This window comes from Paenibacillus sp. B46(2026) (assembly GCF_056786355.1).
This window is the reverse complement of record NZ_CM165907.1, coordinates 878,926-895,739: the sequence shown is the minus strand read 5'-3', so window position 1 is coordinate 895,739 and position 16,814 is coordinate 878,926. Positions and strand designations below refer to the sequence as shown.

14 protein-coding genes are annotated in these 16,814 nt (G+C 41.2%); 2 read left to right on the top strand and 12 right to left on the bottom strand.

Features of this window, described 5'->3' with window-relative positions; translation table 11 throughout:
- Positions 1-25 precede the first annotated feature (25 nt).
- Positions 26-595 (bottom strand): SF0329 family protein, encoded by a 570-nt coding sequence (locus tag AC1S8V_RS04180; protein WP_482072553.1) that lies wholly within the window; start codon positions 593-595, stop codon positions 26-28.
- A gap of 252 nt (positions 596-847) precedes the next feature.
- Between AC1S8V_RS04180 and AC1S8V_RS04175 the strand changes: the two genes are divergently transcribed.
- Positions 848-1,891, top strand: coding sequence for an ankyrin repeat domain-containing protein (locus AC1S8V_RS04175; protein ID WP_482072552.1), 1,044 nt, complete (start codon positions 848-850; stop codon positions 1,889-1,891).
- A gap of 97 nt (positions 1,892-1,988) precedes the next feature.
- On the opposite strand, the gene AC1S8V_RS04170 is transcribed toward AC1S8V_RS04175, so the two are convergent.
- Positions 1,989-2,963 carry a tRNA dihydrouridine synthase gene (locus tag AC1S8V_RS04170; protein WP_482072551.1) on the bottom strand — a complete coding sequence of 325 codons (975 nt, stop codon included), beginning with the start codon at positions 2,961-2,963 and terminating at the stop codon, positions 1,989-1,991.
- Between the two features lie 385 nt (positions 2,964-3,348).
- Here AC1S8V_RS04170 and AC1S8V_RS04165 point away from each other — a divergent pair, with 385 nt between their 5' ends.
- A complete protein-coding gene (locus tag AC1S8V_RS04165; RefSeq protein WP_076215046.1) occupies positions 3,349-3,555 on the top strand; it encodes a DUF2536 family protein in 207 nt (68 codons plus the stop codon).
- A gap of 459 nt (positions 3,556-4,014) precedes the next feature.
- Here the strand turns inward: AC1S8V_RS04165 and AC1S8V_RS04160 are convergent, their stop codons facing one another.
- The 10 genes from AC1S8V_RS04160 to rlmD form a co-directional block, all read right to left on the bottom strand.
- Positions 4,015-4,356: a hypothetical protein gene (locus AC1S8V_RS04160; RefSeq protein ID WP_482072550.1), complete on the bottom strand. Its 342-nt coding sequence runs from the start codon at positions 4,354-4,356 to the stop codon at positions 4,015-4,017.
- 85 nt (positions 4,357-4,441) lie between these two features.
- Positions 4,442-6,040: a type I restriction-modification system subunit M gene (locus tag AC1S8V_RS04155; RefSeq protein WP_482072549.1), complete on the bottom strand. Its 1,599-nt coding sequence runs from the start codon at positions 6,038-6,040 to the stop codon at positions 4,442-4,444.
- Positions 6,041-6,075: 35 nt separating this feature from the next.
- Positions 6,076-6,693 (bottom strand): protein adenylyltransferase Fic, encoded by a 618-nt coding sequence (gene fic / locus AC1S8V_RS04150; protein ID WP_482072548.1) that lies wholly within the window; start codon positions 6,691-6,693, stop codon positions 6,076-6,078.
- 15 nt (positions 6,694-6,708) lie between these two features.
- A complete protein-coding gene (locus AC1S8V_RS04145; protein WP_482072547.1) occupies positions 6,709-7,323 on the bottom strand; it encodes a restriction endonuclease subunit S in 615 nt (204 codons plus the stop codon).
- Positions 7,304-7,804 (bottom strand): restriction endonuclease subunit S, encoded by a 501-nt coding sequence (locus AC1S8V_RS04140; RefSeq protein WP_482072546.1) that lies wholly within the window; start codon positions 7,802-7,804, stop codon positions 7,304-7,306. The genes AC1S8V_RS04145 and AC1S8V_RS04140 overlap by 20 nt, the downstream gene beginning before the upstream one ends.
- Positions 7,801-8,805, bottom strand: a complete 1,005-nt coding sequence (gene rhuM, locus AC1S8V_RS04135) for a RhuM family protein (protein WP_482072545.1) — start codon at positions 8,803-8,805, stop codon at positions 7,801-7,803. Before rhuM ends, AC1S8V_RS04140 begins: the two co-directional genes overlap by 4 nt.
- 41 nt (positions 8,806-8,846) lie before the next feature.
- Entirely contained in the window at positions 8,847-12,059 is a 3,213-nt protein-coding gene (locus AC1S8V_RS04130; RefSeq protein ID WP_482072544.1) for a type I restriction endonuclease subunit R, read from the bottom strand.
- Complete coding sequence (locus AC1S8V_RS04125) at positions 12,056-12,631, bottom strand: restriction endonuclease subunit S domain-containing protein (RefSeq protein WP_482072543.1); 576 nt, start codon at positions 12,629-12,631, stop codon at positions 12,056-12,058. The genes AC1S8V_RS04130 and AC1S8V_RS04125 overlap by 4 nt, the downstream gene beginning before the upstream one ends.
- Before the next feature lie 352 nt (positions 12,632-12,983).
- Positions 12,984-14,342: a hypothetical protein gene (locus AC1S8V_RS04120; protein WP_482072542.1), complete on the bottom strand. Its 1,359-nt coding sequence runs from the start codon at positions 14,340-14,342 to the stop codon at positions 12,984-12,986.
- Positions 14,343-14,985: 643 nt separating this feature from the next.
- Positions 14,986-16,788 carry a 23S rRNA (uracil(1939)-C(5))-methyltransferase RlmD gene (gene rlmD / locus AC1S8V_RS04115; RefSeq protein ID WP_482072541.1) on the bottom strand — a complete coding sequence of 601 codons (1,803 nt, stop codon included), beginning with the start codon at positions 16,786-16,788 and terminating at the stop codon, positions 14,986-14,988.
- Positions 16,789-16,814 lie beyond the last annotated feature (26 nt).

The following is a 16,814-nucleotide window of genomic DNA, read 5'->3' as shown; positions in this document are numbered from 1 at the left end:
AAGCTATATCAAAAGTTATTCCATTTCACAACGTACTTCGTCGTAATTCATAGAAATACTGAACGGCAGGATGCTTTAATTTGACCTGCTCCGACATGTTCAGAATTCGCTTTTTTCCAACTCGTCTGTCCATTAAAGCCAGAATATTAAACAAGATATCCTTGCTCTCCAGATTATCCTCTATAGAAGTCGATAAATACGTCGTGGCTGCAACGGTAAAATTCGATTTACTGAGTGCGGTCTGAGCCAACAAAAGATCTTTGGCATGTACGGAGATTTTTCTGCTTCTTGCCATGACTTGAAGACGATCCTCGGGAACGGGTCCTTTGGAATCTTTTCGAATAGCTTCAATCTCTTCATGGCTCACAGGAATCATGATCTCCGGATCGTTCTTGATCTCCTGCTCTGTCTGATACCATCGGATTGAGGTTGTTGCATCACTCATGTTGAGTACATTCTTTTTATCTACGGTAATATAACAATTGCCTGATTTATCAAGTGAATAGCGATAGCTGGTAGCACGGTACTCCACCCTTCCAACTAACGCGGGACTAAGGAAACTCTCCAGTTGTTGCTTCAATTTGCTCCAGGACATAGATCCTCCTATTATCAAAAGCCTACCGCCCGAAGTGCGGCGATCATTTCAAGTATTTTTCAATCCGTCTCCAGTATCAACATTCATCTAAATTATAACATAGCAAACCAAATTGATGATGGAAGAAACCCAGTTATTGGTTTTAAATTCCCCTATATGATAAAATTGCAGAAAATTATCTACTTACTATTAAATCGTCATAGCCTACCATTGGAACATACGTTGTTATTCACAAAGGAGAGGAAGAGTGTAATGGCTACTAAGAAAGCAATCTTACCTGCTCATATGGAAAAACTCGTTAAAGATAATGATACCGCTAACGTAAAAGAGGTTTTCGAGCAATACGAATGGGATGCCCGTGGGGGCTACAGCAAAGGTACGGCCCTCAGTTTTCGGCATATTTCGGATGAATTGGTTCGCTGGCTGGTAGAGCAAGGGGCAGATATTAATGCACGCGACAAATATCAACGCACGCCTTTACATGCCCATGCCTCACACTGGTCAGGAAATGTACCCCTGTTCATTGAATTAGGTGCGGATCTGGACGCTGTGGATTACCAAAATGAAACACCGTTACATGCAGCGGTCAATGGGTATAGAACCAAAGTGGTTCAAGAGTTGGTAAACCATGGCGCTACTATTAACGTAGAAAATAAACAGGGAAATACACCATTAGCTAAGGGGTTAGTCAATTGCAGGAATAGCGATATAGTTATTGCCGCAATTCTTCTGGATGCCGGAGCATCGGTCACCCCGGATATGAAAGAATCGGTGAAGCGGATCGGTAAGGATTTTGAATTCGTCCGTGAGAAGTTCAATAAGGACAAGGTCGATGAAGTTTCAGACGCGCTGATCAAACTGTACCAGTTATTTGATGTTGAGCCGGTAGCGAATCGGATCATGCACGATGGGACTACCCCCATTCAGGTAAAGGCAACCACTTGGAATAAACAGCACCAAGAGCTGTGGGAATATCTCATTCCGGCCCAAGGCCACGCTCAAACGGTGCAGGGAGAGGTCATCCGTATCACAGGACGTGTGTCCCATGAAGTATTGGATAATGGCGGTGGAAACTGGGATGCGGAGTATCGCAAGATGCTAGATGCACTGATTCATTACCTGGGCACTGGTGCGCCACTCGCCCCGGCACTGCTCCAAGAGGCAGCAGACTTGGTCAGCAGGCTTCGCAATGGATACGATTTTGATGCGCCTGCCAGATTATCCGAGTTAGCAGTATTATGGGTACTCGCGAATCCTCAGCCGGTCGCCATGGAAAAGCCAGAGTATTCGCGTTAAACAGCAAAGCAAAAAAAAGAAGCGGAAGAGTTACCGCTTCTTTTTTTGCTATTAAATCTACCTGAATCATACTCCGTATCCATGATTACGTCTTACTCTACTCTGCCTGTTCATTACTTTCAAACTCATCAAGCAATTCGCGTACTTTAGAAGTGGTTTTGGCGTTCATCAAGCTGTTTCTCAGCTCACTAGCACCACGGAAGCCACGAACATAGATTTTGAAAAAACGGGCCAGCGGGCTGAACGAACGCGGTTCAAGCTCGGAATATTGATCATGGAGATCCAAATGCAGCCGTAGCAGATCAAGCAATTCCTCACTACTGTGTTCCCTTGGCTCCTTCTCAAACGCAAACGGATTCTGGAAAATACCGCGTCCTATCATAATGCCATCCACACCATATTGCTCAGCTAGTCTAAGGCCTGTCTCACGGTCAGGAATATCCCCATTAATCGTCAGCAGAGTATTGGGCGCTATCTCATCACGAAGCTTCTTAATCTCCGGAATCAGTTCCCAGTGAGCGTCTACTTTGCTCATTTCTTCTCTCGTCCGCAAGTGAATGGACAGATTCACAATGTCCTGTTGCAAAATATGGGTCAACCAGTCGCGCCATTCGTCGACCTCAGTAAATCCTAGACGCGTTTTTACACTGACCGGCAGCCCCCCGGCTTTCGCCGCCTGAATAATCTCCGCCGCAAGGGCTGGCCGGCAGATCAAGCCGCTTCCTTTTCCATTCTCGGCTACATTCGCTACCGGACAACCCATATTAATATCGATGCCTTTAAAGCCTTCTTTCGCCATACCGATACTCATCTCACGAAAGAATTCCGGTTTATCTCCCCAGATATGAGCCACAATCGGCTGTTCGTCCGCTGTAAAAGTCAGACGCCCGCGCACGCTATGGTGCCCCTCCGGGTGACAATAACTCTCTGTGTTCGCAAACTCCGTAAAAAACACATCCGGTCTGCCCGCTTCACTTACGACATGCCGAAACACAACATCCGTCACATCTTCCATGGGTGCCAGTATAAAAAATGGTCGTGGCAATTCACGCCAAAAGTTTTCCTTTGTCATCTCAAAAGCTCCTCTATACATTCCAGGACAGTCTCTGTCCTCATTAATAATAATAAAACGTAACTCTTTTGCATCTGCTTGCCTATCATCTACATTAGAATTAACATTAACAGTTTTCGTTGCAATTCACATTATGCTGTCCTTGCTTCTTCACTTATACCATGCAAATGTAACTTTGTTCAAACAGCAGTATCTGTTATTACTTCCATTAGATCTTCAGATTATTGAACGTTCGATGATCTCGAAATGCCCTTTCCCGATTTTATCACGTCTTTATTAGATTTTCAGCCCGATTGCTCTTGCCGAACTGGAAAAGCTCCTCTAAAATGAAGCTCGACAGGCTTTTAACCTGCAAATCGAGATTTTAAGGAGGCCTGAATTATAGATGGAAATTTCACTGGATATGATCAAAGACAAAGTCGAATGCTTGCAGGCTTATGACTTCCGTGAACTCGAACGAGCGATCGAAGAACGAATCGGAATGAACAAAGCATTAATGCTGCGCGTGAAGCAAGTTCAACATCAAGTAACGTTTGACCCTTTTCGCAACAAGATGTTATATAGTGCAATCGTGCATTTTAACGTAGATTGATGGAACATAGGTAAGTCAATGGGAACAACAAAACCCGGATTGATCTATACTCAATCCGGGTTTCCTCTGTTTCGTAATATGCTCTTTTCAATCTTGTATTTTACAATGTTGATTACCTAACCCAACTACAGAATTACAACATATCTTCTGCAGGGTCAACCTTGTACCAATGCTCATTTGGATTTCGCTTACACTCTAATGCAGGAACTCTTTGTGTAACTCTGCGTTTGCTACTTCCATCATTGCTATATTCATATATCCAGTCCACTGGTCTGTTATAATATTTCATCTTTCCACCACATTTAGGACATTTGTGCGAATGTATTTTTTCCAATGTCAACCTATTATCGTATCCATTAATTGCAAAATTGAAAAATAAGGGATGCCTCGTTTCGGTTTTAGCAATTCTTCTAAGACTAAGAAGTATCACAAGTAAGATAATCAGAATTACAAATGCCATTAAATATATTGAAAATTCAAACCTACTACTGGCTTCAATTCTCCATTGAAAATATCTAAACTATTTTTCACCATTTTAACAACAATAGGAATCAATCCACCAACTGTTATAACAAAGCTAATCCACGATAAAATAGCCATAGTAAATGGGCTTCGCCATACTGGTTCAGGCGTATAATTAGCCTCTTGATTATTGGTATTTGGTACATGGTGATTAATTATATCTCCTGCAGCAATTTGTGCCGGTCCATGAAAGTTTACTTTACCCTTAAAATTGTTTTGATTATTATTTTTTTGGCTTCTCCCCATAATTACCTCACTTAGTTCTATTGGTTTAATCATTCCACTTATGAACCACTAGCTTTCTGATAAGTAAGGTTAGAGAGACAAGAAAAAAATAATATCCCTGACCCTTTTACACCAACTCTTACATATGCACACCCAATATTTTCAGCTGCTCATTGATCTTAGCCTCAAGTTCGGCGATCTCTTTTCGATCTTGCTCTAATAACCTATTCACTTCGGCAAGGTCAATGGTTTGCTCTTCTTCGAACGTATCCACGTAGCGGGGAATATTTAAGTTATATTCGTTCTCTTTAATTTCTTCCAAGGATGCCACATGAGCATATTTATCAACATCGACACGATTTTGGTACGTTTCAATAATCTTCTGAATGTTATCATTCGTAAGTTTATTCTGATTTTTACCTTTCTCGAACTCATTGCTTGCGTCAATGAACAAAATGTCTTTTACAGTACGATTTTTCTTGAAGACCAATATAGTCGTTGGAATCGATACGCCGTAGAATAAGTTAGCTGGCAACCCTATAACCGTATCCAAATAGTTTTTCTCGATAATGGTTTGACGAATTGTACCTTCGGCTGCGCCTCGGAATAAAACACCATGCGGTAGTACAATGGCCATCGTGCCTGTCTCATTCAGATGATATATACTGTGTAAAATAAATGCATAATCCGCCTTTGTTCGAGGGGCAAGCTTACCATACTCCTTGAACCGTGGATCTTTGAGTTTTGTTTCACTGTTGTCCCAATGCGCAGAATACGGCGGGTTTGCAACCACCGCATCAAAAGAACGTGGGTGATCAATGCCTTGCCGATCTACTCCATCCGGCCAATCGCTTTCGAGGGTGTCGGCATTAGAAAGCGTCATATTGTTAAATGAAACACCATGCATCATCAGGTTCATACGAGCCAAGTTGTAGGTTGTGGTATTTTTTTCCTGCCCATAGAACTTGATTGCTCCCGGCCGATCCCCATCAGGCAACTCACCTTTTACGGTTAACAGCAATGAGCCTGATCCACATGTCGGGTCGTAGACAGCGAATGTATTATCGGATGCTTGAACACCATCAGTCACGATTTTAGCCAACACTTTAGACACTTCATGGGGCGTGTAGAACTCACCACCCTTTTTACCTGCACTTGCTGCAAACTGACCGATCAGGTATTCGTAGATTGCGCCAAGTATATCCTTGTTATCTTCGCCTTTGTAGCTGATCCCATCAACGAGCTTTACAATGCGGTTCAATGATTTCGCCCGTTCATTGGTGGAAGAGCCCAGACGTGAATCCCCAAGATTGATATCGTTAAATACACCGCGGAAATCTTTCGCCGCTTCCTGATTTAATTCAGCATTTTTATTAAAGTTATCAAAAAGTGTCTGATAATCACTTGGGATCACCATGCTATTCTCAATCTTGTGAACTAAAGATTCCCACGTATCCAGTGGGGCAATCGCATAACCCAGACTTGAAGAAATATCCTCCAGATAATCCTTCAAATCCTCACCATTCGCTTGTTCCAGATAGGCTTTATTCACAGCTTCACCCTCCGTAACATCAAGAACATGGTTTTCAACCAAATATTGTTCCTGATGCTCGGACAGATAACGATAGAACATAAAAGCTAAAATATAGTTTTTATATTCTGCGGCATCCATGCTTCCACGTAGCTCATTCGCCATCGCCCACAGTTTAGTTGTAATAGCTTGTAGATTATTGCTCATTTATTTACTTCCTCCTAGATATACAATCGCTCCATTTACTGCTCGTTATGGAGATCTTCTGTCTTATACACATAGTAACCCTCGTAATGATAGCTCGCGTCGATGCCTTTCATATAAATTTCACGATCATTGATCTGATCTGTAAGTGCTGCTTTAAGAAGAAACTTGATCTCGACATCTTTGATGGGGCTTCTTTCCATAGCTAACAGATAGTCTTCTTTATCAACCTTACTCCAATCAACAACTTGCCTGATTTCCTTTTTCAAGATGGAGTCAAGCCATATTCTTGTACTTCTCCCGTTCCCCTCTCGAAAAGGATGAGCCACGTTCATCTCAACATATTTTTCGATGATTTCCTCAAAGGTGGACTGCGGCATTTTAGAGATATTCTCGAGTGCAGCTTCTAGGTACATCACCGGTGCGAACCGAAAACCACCCTTGGCTATGTTGACCTCACGTACTTTGCCAGCAAAATCATAAATTTCTTCAAACAGACACTTGTGAATATGGGATAACGCCTTAAATGTTCCAGCTTCTAATGTATCCAGCAAGCCCGTCTCAAACATTTCAAGAGCTATTCTCTTGCTGATTTTTTCTTCAACACGAGCAAGTTCCGCAGCATCGGTAATGCCTAACTTGTTTTCGAGAGCCATAGTTTAAACCTCCGATCAAACAAACATTTGGTGAAGCAGTGCCTTCTTCTGTTCTTGCAGATGTTTCAACTTACGCTGATGTAGGGTGATAAGGTTGTCAAGATGAGTAAAAAAAGCACCAATGGCTTTTTGTTCTTCATTTTTTGTTATTAAAATTTGTGTATCATTTATAGTTGCTTTTGACAAACTTGGAACTCCGGTTGACTCATCTTTTTTCTTCCAATCAATTTTTTGAAAAATACAAAATATAAAATTCAAATCACTATTAGTCCTTGGAACCGCATAAAACAAAGTATCAACTGTCCAAAATGGCGCTTTAAGAAGGTAAGGTTTATCTATTGTTCCTTTTCGTCCAATGCCAATTGCGTCCTCATCTTGGGATAAGGCTTCGTTAACACTCAGCATGTATCCACCTGTTCCGTAAACAGGGATTGTGCCTTCTGAGAGATGTTTATAGTCTTTTCCGCTCCAAACATCAACAACTTCCCCTAACCTTTGCTTTTCCCACGCATCCGTAAATCCAGGAAAACGAATTTCAGGAAAACTCTCGCCATTTTTCGGGAACATTTTTTGAAGCAATCCAGCCTTCAGATTTTTAACCTTATCTAACTTACGTTGATGAAATTGCAATATTTGCTTGATTCGCATTTCCACGTTCGATCATAGCGAGATAATTACTATAATTAGGTTGCAATAACTGACAATAAATAAAATAACTTTTGAATTCATGTTTAGGATTTATTTTTACTAAGTTTTGATTCAACAAGTAATTTTCTTTTCCTTTTGAAATAATTGGTCTCCCAACAGCTGAATCCTTCATTTCGGCTTTTGAACCAACCGTAGTTATAATAATATCCTCATGATTAATCTTATATTTTTCATAAGAATGATACTCATCAATATCAATGAAAATTTTGTCAGAGGTATCTTTTATATCATCTTTAGATAAATCAGAAACTCTTATTATTCGGACTCCAGTTTCTTTATAGTCTGTAGATTTAAATGCGAAACCTTTAATGTAATTAGTAACATCCCCCAACCTACGGGGTTCCCAAGCTCCGTTAAATCCAGGAAACCTTATTTTAGGTACATTTTCTTTATGTTCGCTCATTGCTGCTCTCCCTGTATCGTCTTAATGACTCGATCAAAGTCAGAAACTATTTTTTGATGTTTGTTAAATTCATTATACTCGCCAATCGCCTTTTCCTTCGCCGCCTTTTGTGATATACGACCATTCCCATCCAGAATTTCATAGCGATTAAATGTTAAGAATTCATCAATGCTTTTGGCAAAGTCCTGCATGCCCAATAAAACCTCATCTTCGAGAAGTCGCTCCACATAATCAAAATAAGCGGATACGTTCCGCTCCAGACTGCGGATTTGCTTTTCGGTTAAGTAATTCTTCGCAACAGTTACATCGGATTGTAGGATTCGGCCATCGGGCGAGTTCTTCCAGGATGTAAGTCCCATGTGCTCTTTCTCTTTATCGGCGCTATTATAGACAATCTCAGCAGCCGTTTTACCTGTTATGGCATAGTGAAACTTGTTCTGAACAGTTGCATACAACTTCTTGGTAATATCTGCATTCTTGTCATAGTCGTATGAAATTTCCGCAAATACATCTGATATCTGCTGCCAGATCCGTCGTTCACTTGCTCGAATAGAACGAACTGTTTCAATGAGCTCACGGAAATAATCCTTGCCAAACGCATGCTCACCTTGCTTCATGCGTTCAACATCAATTTTGAATCCCTTGAGCATGTAGTCTTTCAGAACATCCGTGGCCCAGATTCGAAACCTCGTTGCCTTTTGTGAATTGACACGGTAGCCAATTGAAATAATAGCATCCAGATTATAATATTTTACTGGCTTGGTTTGGGTTTTCCCGTCTATTGCTCCATGCTGAGTGGTCATTTCCAAAATGGAAACAACCACTTTCTCATCCAGCTCCCCCGTTTGAAAAATATTCTTCAGATGTTTACTGATTGCCGGGATTCCAACATCAAAAAGCTGTGAAATAATCTTCTGCGTAGCCCAGATCGTATCGTCCTGCACAAGAACTTCAACTTTCTCATTCCCATCATATATTAAAAATTGGATTTCTTTCATCATGATCTCCCATCTATACACATGATTAAAACGGTTAGACGCTATTAACTCTCCACCAATGTATCTGCCAGTTCATAAATCGCGTCACGCAAACCATTGCGATATTTCATTTTAGGCAAGGACTGTACCTGTTCATCATGCGCAAGTGTCGTATAGTTAGCAGCAGCTTGAGCGATAATGTCACGAATCTGTCCCGTATCATCCAAATCTTGCAAGCCGTAGCGATGGCGGCTGAACATTTCCCGCATTTGAGCGCTCGTAATAATATCCGTGATCCCCCACTTCACCCGGAAGTCCAGGAACATACGATCCAAGCTGATATTACTCGCTTGCTGGATAACCTGCTCACTATCTCCCTTTAGATCCGCAGGATATTTGAAATTAGAGCCGACAGGGGGAAAATATCCTTCAACGATAGCCGTAGCCGCATTAATAATCTTGGTAGCATAGTTGCGATCATCCAACCCATTGGCAAACTGATTAATTTTTTCTTGCGTCTCTTTGGCTTCTTGATCTTTTCCTTCGTGAACCTGATTTAACAATTTTTCGACGAGATCAGTCAAATAATCGTAATCGACTTTAATATCCTTCACATGTGTCATTCGCAGCTCGATCTGATACACAGGAATTTTTTTCTCTTTTGCGATATGTGACTTGAGTTCATGCGTTAATACCGTTGTCAGCATAACTTCCTGCTGTGCTGTCATTCCCAGTTTTTCTAATAACTCCTCCGGATCATCATAATTAAATCCGACGTGTTCGCCATCCACTTCCTCGGGATTATATTGCTTTAATTTGGCCATGCCTCGGTTATATTCACGGAGCAGGTCAAGCATCTCTTCCTTCTTCTTCTCCGATGGAGGCAACTGTTGAAAGTCAGTCGTCAAGTCGCCTAACTTCTCAACCACCTCTTTAACCCCTGTAAAAATTTCTTCAAAAGGTTTAGCAATAATTTCTTCTCTCTGATTAAATTCACGCAATTGTTCATCGGATAAAATGGCTGAATCCTTATTCGCATATATCGCAAGAGCTTTATTCATCAGTTTCTCATTCTGAGCAGGCCAACGATAATTCACCACACGTCCCCATGGTTTCAGTTGCAGATCCGCAATCCGGTTTGTTCTTGAATACGCTTGAATTAACGCCGCACCCTTCAAAGTTCGATCTACATATAATGTGTTCAGCTCAGGTGCATCAAAACCCGTTAACAATTGGTCCACGACAATCACGATATCCAGATATTTCTTGTCATCCGATGATCTATTCAAGCGTGAAGCAACGTCTTGGGTATATCCTGCTATGTTATCCATCCCAAAAGCTGTGCCAAATTCAGCATTATACGCAGTAACAGCCCTGAACAAACCTTGATTGGAGGCGAGCATACCGTCATTGTTGGTTGTATTCAGACTGAATGTCACAGCAACCTTTAATGTTAATCCACCATTTTTCTTGTTTTCTTCATTCACACGTTGAAACTCATCAAAATACATCATGGCCATTGGCGTACTTGCCCTCCCACCACCTACATGAGTTGTGAATAAAGCATTATACTTACCCTCGTTCGAGCGATTACGCCAGTTCTTGAAAATATCTTCGACGACCAATCGCACATGATCCGGATTCTCGTCATAGAAACTCGGTTCAACAGCATCATCCATATCTTCCTGGGAGAGATTGTTGATTTTGTCTTGAATTCGTTCCTCACTCCACTTGGGATAACGTTCACGGTAGAAGGCAGGAAGATATTTTTCTTTCATTTGCTTCTCGTCAATGGTGGTCTCAAAATCAACTTTGAATCCTATTACATTACGATCAGCAATGGCTTCACGAATCGTATACGCATGTAATAGTGGGCCAAAAATATCTTCTGTTCGAAGCCCCGTTGTTGTTTCATCAAACATCGGTGTTCCGGTGTAACCTACCCAAGCCGATCTCCTAAAAGCTTTCTGAATGTTACTAAACGCATCACCGCCTGTTGACCGATGGGCTTCATCTACGATGAACACAATATTTTTATCTGGAGCGGTAAAGGTTTTGCGCTTCACCAACGTATCCAGTTTTTGAACAGAAGTAACAATGATACTATTGTCTTTGCTTTTAAGCTTTCTACTCAAGTCTGTCGTATTCTCCGTGTTTTGAACGCTTCCAAATGTATCTTCCGTTGCATCAGGATCATAGGCTTGGTAATTTTCATTGGTTTGCTTCGTTAAAGCAATTCGATCTACAACAAATACAACCTTATCTACTTTAGGCATCCGGCTTGCCAGCCATGCCGTTTTGAAGCTTGTGATGGTCTTACCTGCTCCAGTTGTGTGCCATATGTAACCTATCTTATTCGTGCCAAGCTCAAAATCTGTACGTTTCAAGCCTTCAATTACATTCTGAGTTGCATACACTTGATACGGTCGCATAACCTTCAGCATCTGTTTATTTTTTGTCCCGTCCAGAATCATATAATTTGTGGCCATCTGGTGAGCCATTGGGATCGAAAGCATAGAGTCTGCAAACTCTTTCCAGTTCCGTACAATTGTATTGTCACTTTTACGCTGCCAGTTAAAAGCAAAATCCTTATTAAATTGTTCCGGCGTTGTATTCGCCATGTACTTCACATTGTTCGGAGTTATTGCCACCAGAATTTGCACCGTTGAAAAAATATCACGATATTGATTTTCATCTGCATATTGATTCATTTGATTCAGCGCTTCATTCACATCACGAGTATCAATCTTTAGCTCAATCTGGATAATGGGCAGACCATTAATTAATAGTGTCGTGTCAAAACGCCGAAGCTCTTTACCCGCGATAACTGGTGGTCGTTCCACCTGATTCACCACTTGATAAATCGTATCTCCAGCTCCGATTTGTTTTTGATCAAATACAGTAAGAAATACATGACGTCCATCGTCCAAATCAATCTCAACCTGTGAAACTCCGTTCAAACCATACAAAAACTGCCCTGCTTCATATGGCGTCTGAAGATCAGAGATGATTTTCTTCACCTGGTTAAATTCCATAACGCTTAGCGGATGTTCAAGTGTATTTTGATTATGTTGCTCCAAAATAGCCTTAAAATTAGCCCAAAGATGCTCCGTTGTTTTAATCGTGGGTTCATACTTCCACCGTTTCGTTTTCACGATATATTCTACACTAGATTCTTTGACAACACCGTCGCTTATCCCTTCCAAATGTTCCGGTTGTGCGATGGTTCCACTCGTAAGGTACTGAATGAACTCGCTTTCGAACTGATTCTCTTTCATTTATTGCTGACCTCCTCAAGTCTTTCTAATACCAAAAGCGTTTCCAACTTTGTTATTCGATTTTTTAAAGCTTCCGACCTCAATTGATTAAAATACAGCTCACCAATGACCTTCTGCTTATCCATCAAGGGCAAATGAGATAATTCAAGCCCTTTCAATTGCTTTAGTGTATATTTTAGAACCTGCGATCCCTGTAAACCCAATAGCAACTGCTTTTTTACGAATTTATCTTCATTAAGCAAGTAAGCAAGATACTTGGAGTCCACATTCTCACCCGTTATTAGCTTAACGTAGTTTTGTGTGTATAGATAACCCTCGTGTCTTGCACTAACGATTGTAGATTTTCCCGATACCAAACTAAACACAAGATCGCCCTGACATAACGTGTTCAACTGATCAAAGGTTCGCACTTGTTTCCGATCACCAGGATTAGAATCCAGACCAACCAAATCATTTTCAATTTCGGATTGTCTGTAATACGTATAGAGTGGTGCTTTATGATCGTTTACTTCAGTTATCCTGAACTGCGGAGATCCACTGACGAACTCGACTATTTGATCCAGTCTTCTCATATATATTCGTGCCTTTCTTAAATTAACTTTTCTCTATTGTTTACACTTTACCAAATCTAAATCAGAAAATCAAAACACTGAATTTCTTAATTTTTCGAAATTACTTTTTCAATAAAAAAAGGTGTCTACTCCTTTAAAGAGCAGACAACCTATATGTCCGAATTTCATTACACTATTTCCATAAATTCTATCTTAAGTAATCATTAGCTGGGCTACAGTCTTCTGTAATTCCGAAGAACGGATAACATAAAAATCATATTATACGGCTGCTAGTGCTTCAATCCATGCTCATCCCTACAACCTTCGTCTTCATGCTGCGAGGACTCTTAAAACGGCTTTTAAGATAAGATCACTAGTTTCTTATCCATCTATATATTCCAAATACATACTCCACTAAAGAACCAATTACAATCCAACTAGGTAGTAGCAATAATAAGACCCATTTCATTATTACATTTTCAAGTATTGGAGTATGAGCGGATAATAGAACCAGAAAAACTGTAAATACAATAATCACACCACCGGCTAAAAGATACCGTTGTTTCCATGTAGATTGGGAGTACGTCCTTATTAAAGAAACAACGGTAAACATAAGCAATAGAAATGTTAGTCCTATCGCTATTAAACCTTCTGCAACCTTTGTATCAACGTTAACAGAATCAACAAATTTTTGCCACAGAAGTTCAACATTAGTCTTTAAAAATTGATTACTATTATGGATGTTTTGAAAATACCACCACATAAAAAATAAGGGAATCATTCCAGCACAGGCGGCTCCAATGTAATGCCTCTTCCCTCCTATTCTCCAGTCTAATTTGATAATACTTAGTTCGAGGAGAAATTCCCTCTTTTTCCTATGTAGAACTCTTAACAAGGAATCAATAGAATATCTTTGATAACACTCACTCCAATGTTCCATTATTGGTTCAGCAAAATATTGAGAAAACAATTCAAACAGCTTGAAGCCTTTATCAGCAACTGTCGGCGTAGTCAAAATAAGACCAAAAATAATTGATGCGACTGCCACAGCGTTTGGGGTTGACGTTGTGGACAGTGTGAGGTTTATTTGATACGCACTAAAAACGATAATTCCCCCAAGTATCATAAACCATAAAACAAACTGACGATATGTTCTTATTAATTCATTAGCTGTTCCGTAACTAAACAAAAACGTAGTTATAATAAATGAAGCAGAAATCGAATAAATAATAAGCTTGTCTATTAAATAATCGGTAATTTCATATCCACCTTTTGCAAAAACATATGCTATTGCTATAAATAGAATAATACATAGAGAAATACAAATAGTTATAAAGTAAATAACTCCATGAATAAGCTCTCTTCTCGGTCTTGAAATAACAATTGATACATACATCACATATAATAATCCAGGTAAACTAAAAGATTCATTTCGGAAATTTAGTAATACAACTCCTGTAAGACAGACAAATAAAAAAATTGAAGGTGTGAGAAGTGTAACTCCAGTAAACAAGTTCTCTGTTTTCATATTTATAAATAATGAGAGGACACATAATCCGAGAAACGAGCTAATAACTCCAAATACTGATGAAATAATAGCATTAAATAACGAATGGACACATAACCTTATAACGTGCTGTAAATTTTTTTGTTGATTAAATCGTAGTAATACACTATCAAAAAAAACTGTTATTATAATGAAAAAATTTTCAATAGATGCCCGAACAAACATAATACGTCTCCCCCCGTATGTTGAAGTTTGAAATACCATAGTGCTTGACTAATACTTTGCATTCGTTACGGCAAATTCTTAAAATTAGTTTCATGTTTTTATAAGCTTGATAGCGGGTTGAAGTTTTCAACAGCTGGATTTTAGAAAATTTGAATGTAATATGACTTATTTGTAAAGACGGGACTTATCGTTTATGGTAATTTTCGGAGGGATAAATCGAGATAAACTACGATATAACAATATTTGAGGGAGTTATCTTCTAAATTTTATCCCTCAATCCAAGAAAAAAGCCGAAGAAAACAGGAGTGGGTGGGTACCTATTTTTGCTCGGCTTTTTGATTTAACTTCACAAATTTTACATTAAATTTTATAAACCTCGTGAGAACCTATTTTACCTTTCCCCCCCTTTTGTTCAGAATAAATAAACACCTCCTAAAAAGCTGTCATCCGCCCTAAAATGCACTCAACTTTTTCTGTCACAACTTTATTATAATCTGAATAAATTCATGATAAAGAAACCGAGAAACGGATGAATGGATCAGGGTTTATTCCTTTATCCATTCATCCGTTCCTCCTTCTTTATCACGTCTTTATTCAATTATGAGCATGAATTTTTTAGTGATAGCAGGGGTTTATTAGTTCCTTATACTGGCTTAACCAACATCGCCACCGACTCCACATGCACCGTATGCGGGAACATGTCTACCGGCGTTACCTCTACCGTGCGATACCCGCCATCCTCCAGCACACGCAGATCACGTGCCAGCGTACTCGGATTACAGCTCACGTACACCACTCGCTCAGGCTTCATCTCCAGAATCGTATCCAACAAACGTGGATCACAGCCCTTCCGCGGCGGGTCGACAACAATCACATCGGCTTCGATGCCTTGTTCCTTCCAGCGTGGAATAACGTCCTCGGAAGCACCCACTTCGAACTTGACGTTACGCATCTCGTTCAACATCGCATTGCTACGCGCATCCTCGATCGCTTCAGGCACGATCTCTACCCCGTACACCTGATCCGCATGTTGCGCGAGGAAAAGAGAGATCGTACCGATGCCGCAATAGGCATCTATCACGGTCTCTTTGCCGCTCAGTCCTGCGTACTCTACCGTTTTCCCATACAGTACTTCCGTCTGCACCGGGTTCACCTGATAGAACGAACGAGCCGATATCGCAAACTGCACATCACCGATATAATCATAGATTACATCACGGCCCCACAGGACGCGGGTCTCATCGCCAAAGATGACGTTGGTCTGTTTCTTGTTCACGTTCTGGCAGATACTCGCCACATGCGGAATCGCTTCACGGATACTGCCAATCCATTCGTCCTTGTACGGAATGTCTCGACCATTCGTGACCAGAACAAGCATCATCTCGCCCGTACGGAACGCCTTCTTCACGACCACGTGACGCAGCAAGCCACGACCTGTCTCTTCATTATATGCACTGATTCCAAAATGACTGCCGATCTCCTTAACCTTCGCGACCACTTCGTCATTATGCTCATGCTGAATGAGACAGCTCTCCATATCAATGATCCGGTGACTTCCTTTAGCGTAAAAACCACCTACTAAACCGCCTTCGGTTACGCCGATTGGCACCTGTGCCTTGTTCCGATAGCGCCATGGCTCGTCCATGCCCATCGTAGGCAGTACACGAATGCCTTGCTCCGTATCCTCTTCGTTCATGACACCTTCAAGCCGAAGTCGAATACGATTGCTACCATTCATTTGTACTTCAGTTGTAGCCAGTTCAGTTGTCTGATTCACATCATGTTCCAACCGTTCCGCCAGCTTCGCCTCACCAACTGAAACGTCATCCTGCACACGCTGTTCGGCGCCCTCTTTATCATCCTGCGTATTGGATGCCAACGTCTCTGCATCCTCCACCATCACGTTCAACTTGCCAATCCGCTGCAAATTATCTACCACCAACTGGCGTTTCCACGCAAGCTGACCGGCATAGCTCATATGCTGGATCTGGCAGCCACCGCACTGATCGTAGATAGGACATGGCGCGGACACACGATCCGGGCTTGCTTTCACGATCTCCAATAACTTGGCGTAGCCGTATTGCTTCTTGGTCTTCATCACACGGACACGAACGGTTTCACCGGGGAGCGCACCCTGCACGAAGAGCGTGTATCCATTCGCACGACCTACACCTTCACCGTCATGGTTCATACCAATAATGTCGATGACGGTCTCTTCATTTTTGCTAACGGGCAGTCCTTCGATTGGTGCAGATTCACGCGCTCTCCCCTTTGGACGAGCAGCAGAAAGAGATGCGCCTTGTGGCCGCACCTCTTTTCCTTGCTGACGTGGTGATGGACTAGAGGATTGACTTGGCTGACGGGACGCTGAAGCGTTCCCTTGCCCCTGAGAGGCAGCCGAATTCCGGCGGTTTTTTCCACGACCGCTGCGGTTCGTATTAGACAACGTACATTCACTTCTTTCTTTTTAGT

What these genes read in the sequence shown, in the direction of transcription:
- AC1S8V_RS04140 (WP_482072546.1), bottom strand. Translation starts at nt 7,804, where the DNA reads ATGAGCGAACATAAAGAAAATGTACCTAAAATAAGGTTTCCTGGATTT.
- AC1S8V_RS04155 (WP_482072549.1), bottom strand. Translation starts at nt 6,040, where the DNA reads ATGAGCAATAATCTACAAGCTATTACAACTAAACTGTGGGCGATGGCG.
- AC1S8V_RS04170 (WP_482072551.1), bottom strand. Translation starts at nt 2,963, where the DNA reads ATGACAAAGGAAAACTTTTGGCGTGAATTGCCACGACCATTTTTTATA.
- AC1S8V_RS04125 (WP_482072543.1), bottom strand. Translation starts at nt 12,631, where the DNA reads ATGAGAAGACTGGATCAAATAGTCGAGTTCGTCAGTGGATCTCCGCAG.
- AC1S8V_RS04130 (WP_482072544.1), bottom strand. Translation starts at nt 12,059, where the DNA reads ATGAAAGAGAATCAGTTCGAAAGCGAGTTCATTCAGTACCTTACGAGT.
- rhuM (WP_482072545.1), bottom strand. Translation starts at nt 8,805, where the DNA reads ATGATGAAAGAAATCCAATTTTTAATATATGATGGGAATGAGAAAGTT.
- AC1S8V_RS04165 (WP_076215046.1), top strand. Translation starts at nt 3,349, where the DNA reads ATGGAAATTTCACTGGATATGATCAAAGACAAAGTCGAATGCTTGCAG.
- AC1S8V_RS04160 (WP_482072550.1), bottom strand. Translation starts at nt 4,356, where the DNA reads ATGATTAAACCAATAGAACTAAGTGAGGTAATTATGGGGAGAAGCCAA.
- AC1S8V_RS04120 (WP_482072542.1), bottom strand. Translation starts at nt 14,342, where the DNA reads ATGTTTGTTCGGGCATCTATTGAAAATTTTTTCATTATAATAACAGTT.
- AC1S8V_RS04180 (WP_482072553.1), bottom strand. Translation starts at nt 595, where the DNA reads ATGTCCTGGAGCAAATTGAAGCAACAACTGGAGAGTTTCCTTAGTCCC.
- fic (WP_482072548.1), bottom strand. Translation starts at nt 6,693, where the DNA reads ATGGCTCTCGAAAACAAGTTAGGCATTACCGATGCTGCGGAACTTGCT.
- AC1S8V_RS04175 (WP_482072552.1), top strand. Translation starts at nt 848, where the DNA reads ATGGCTACTAAGAAAGCAATCTTACCTGCTCATATGGAAAAACTCGTT.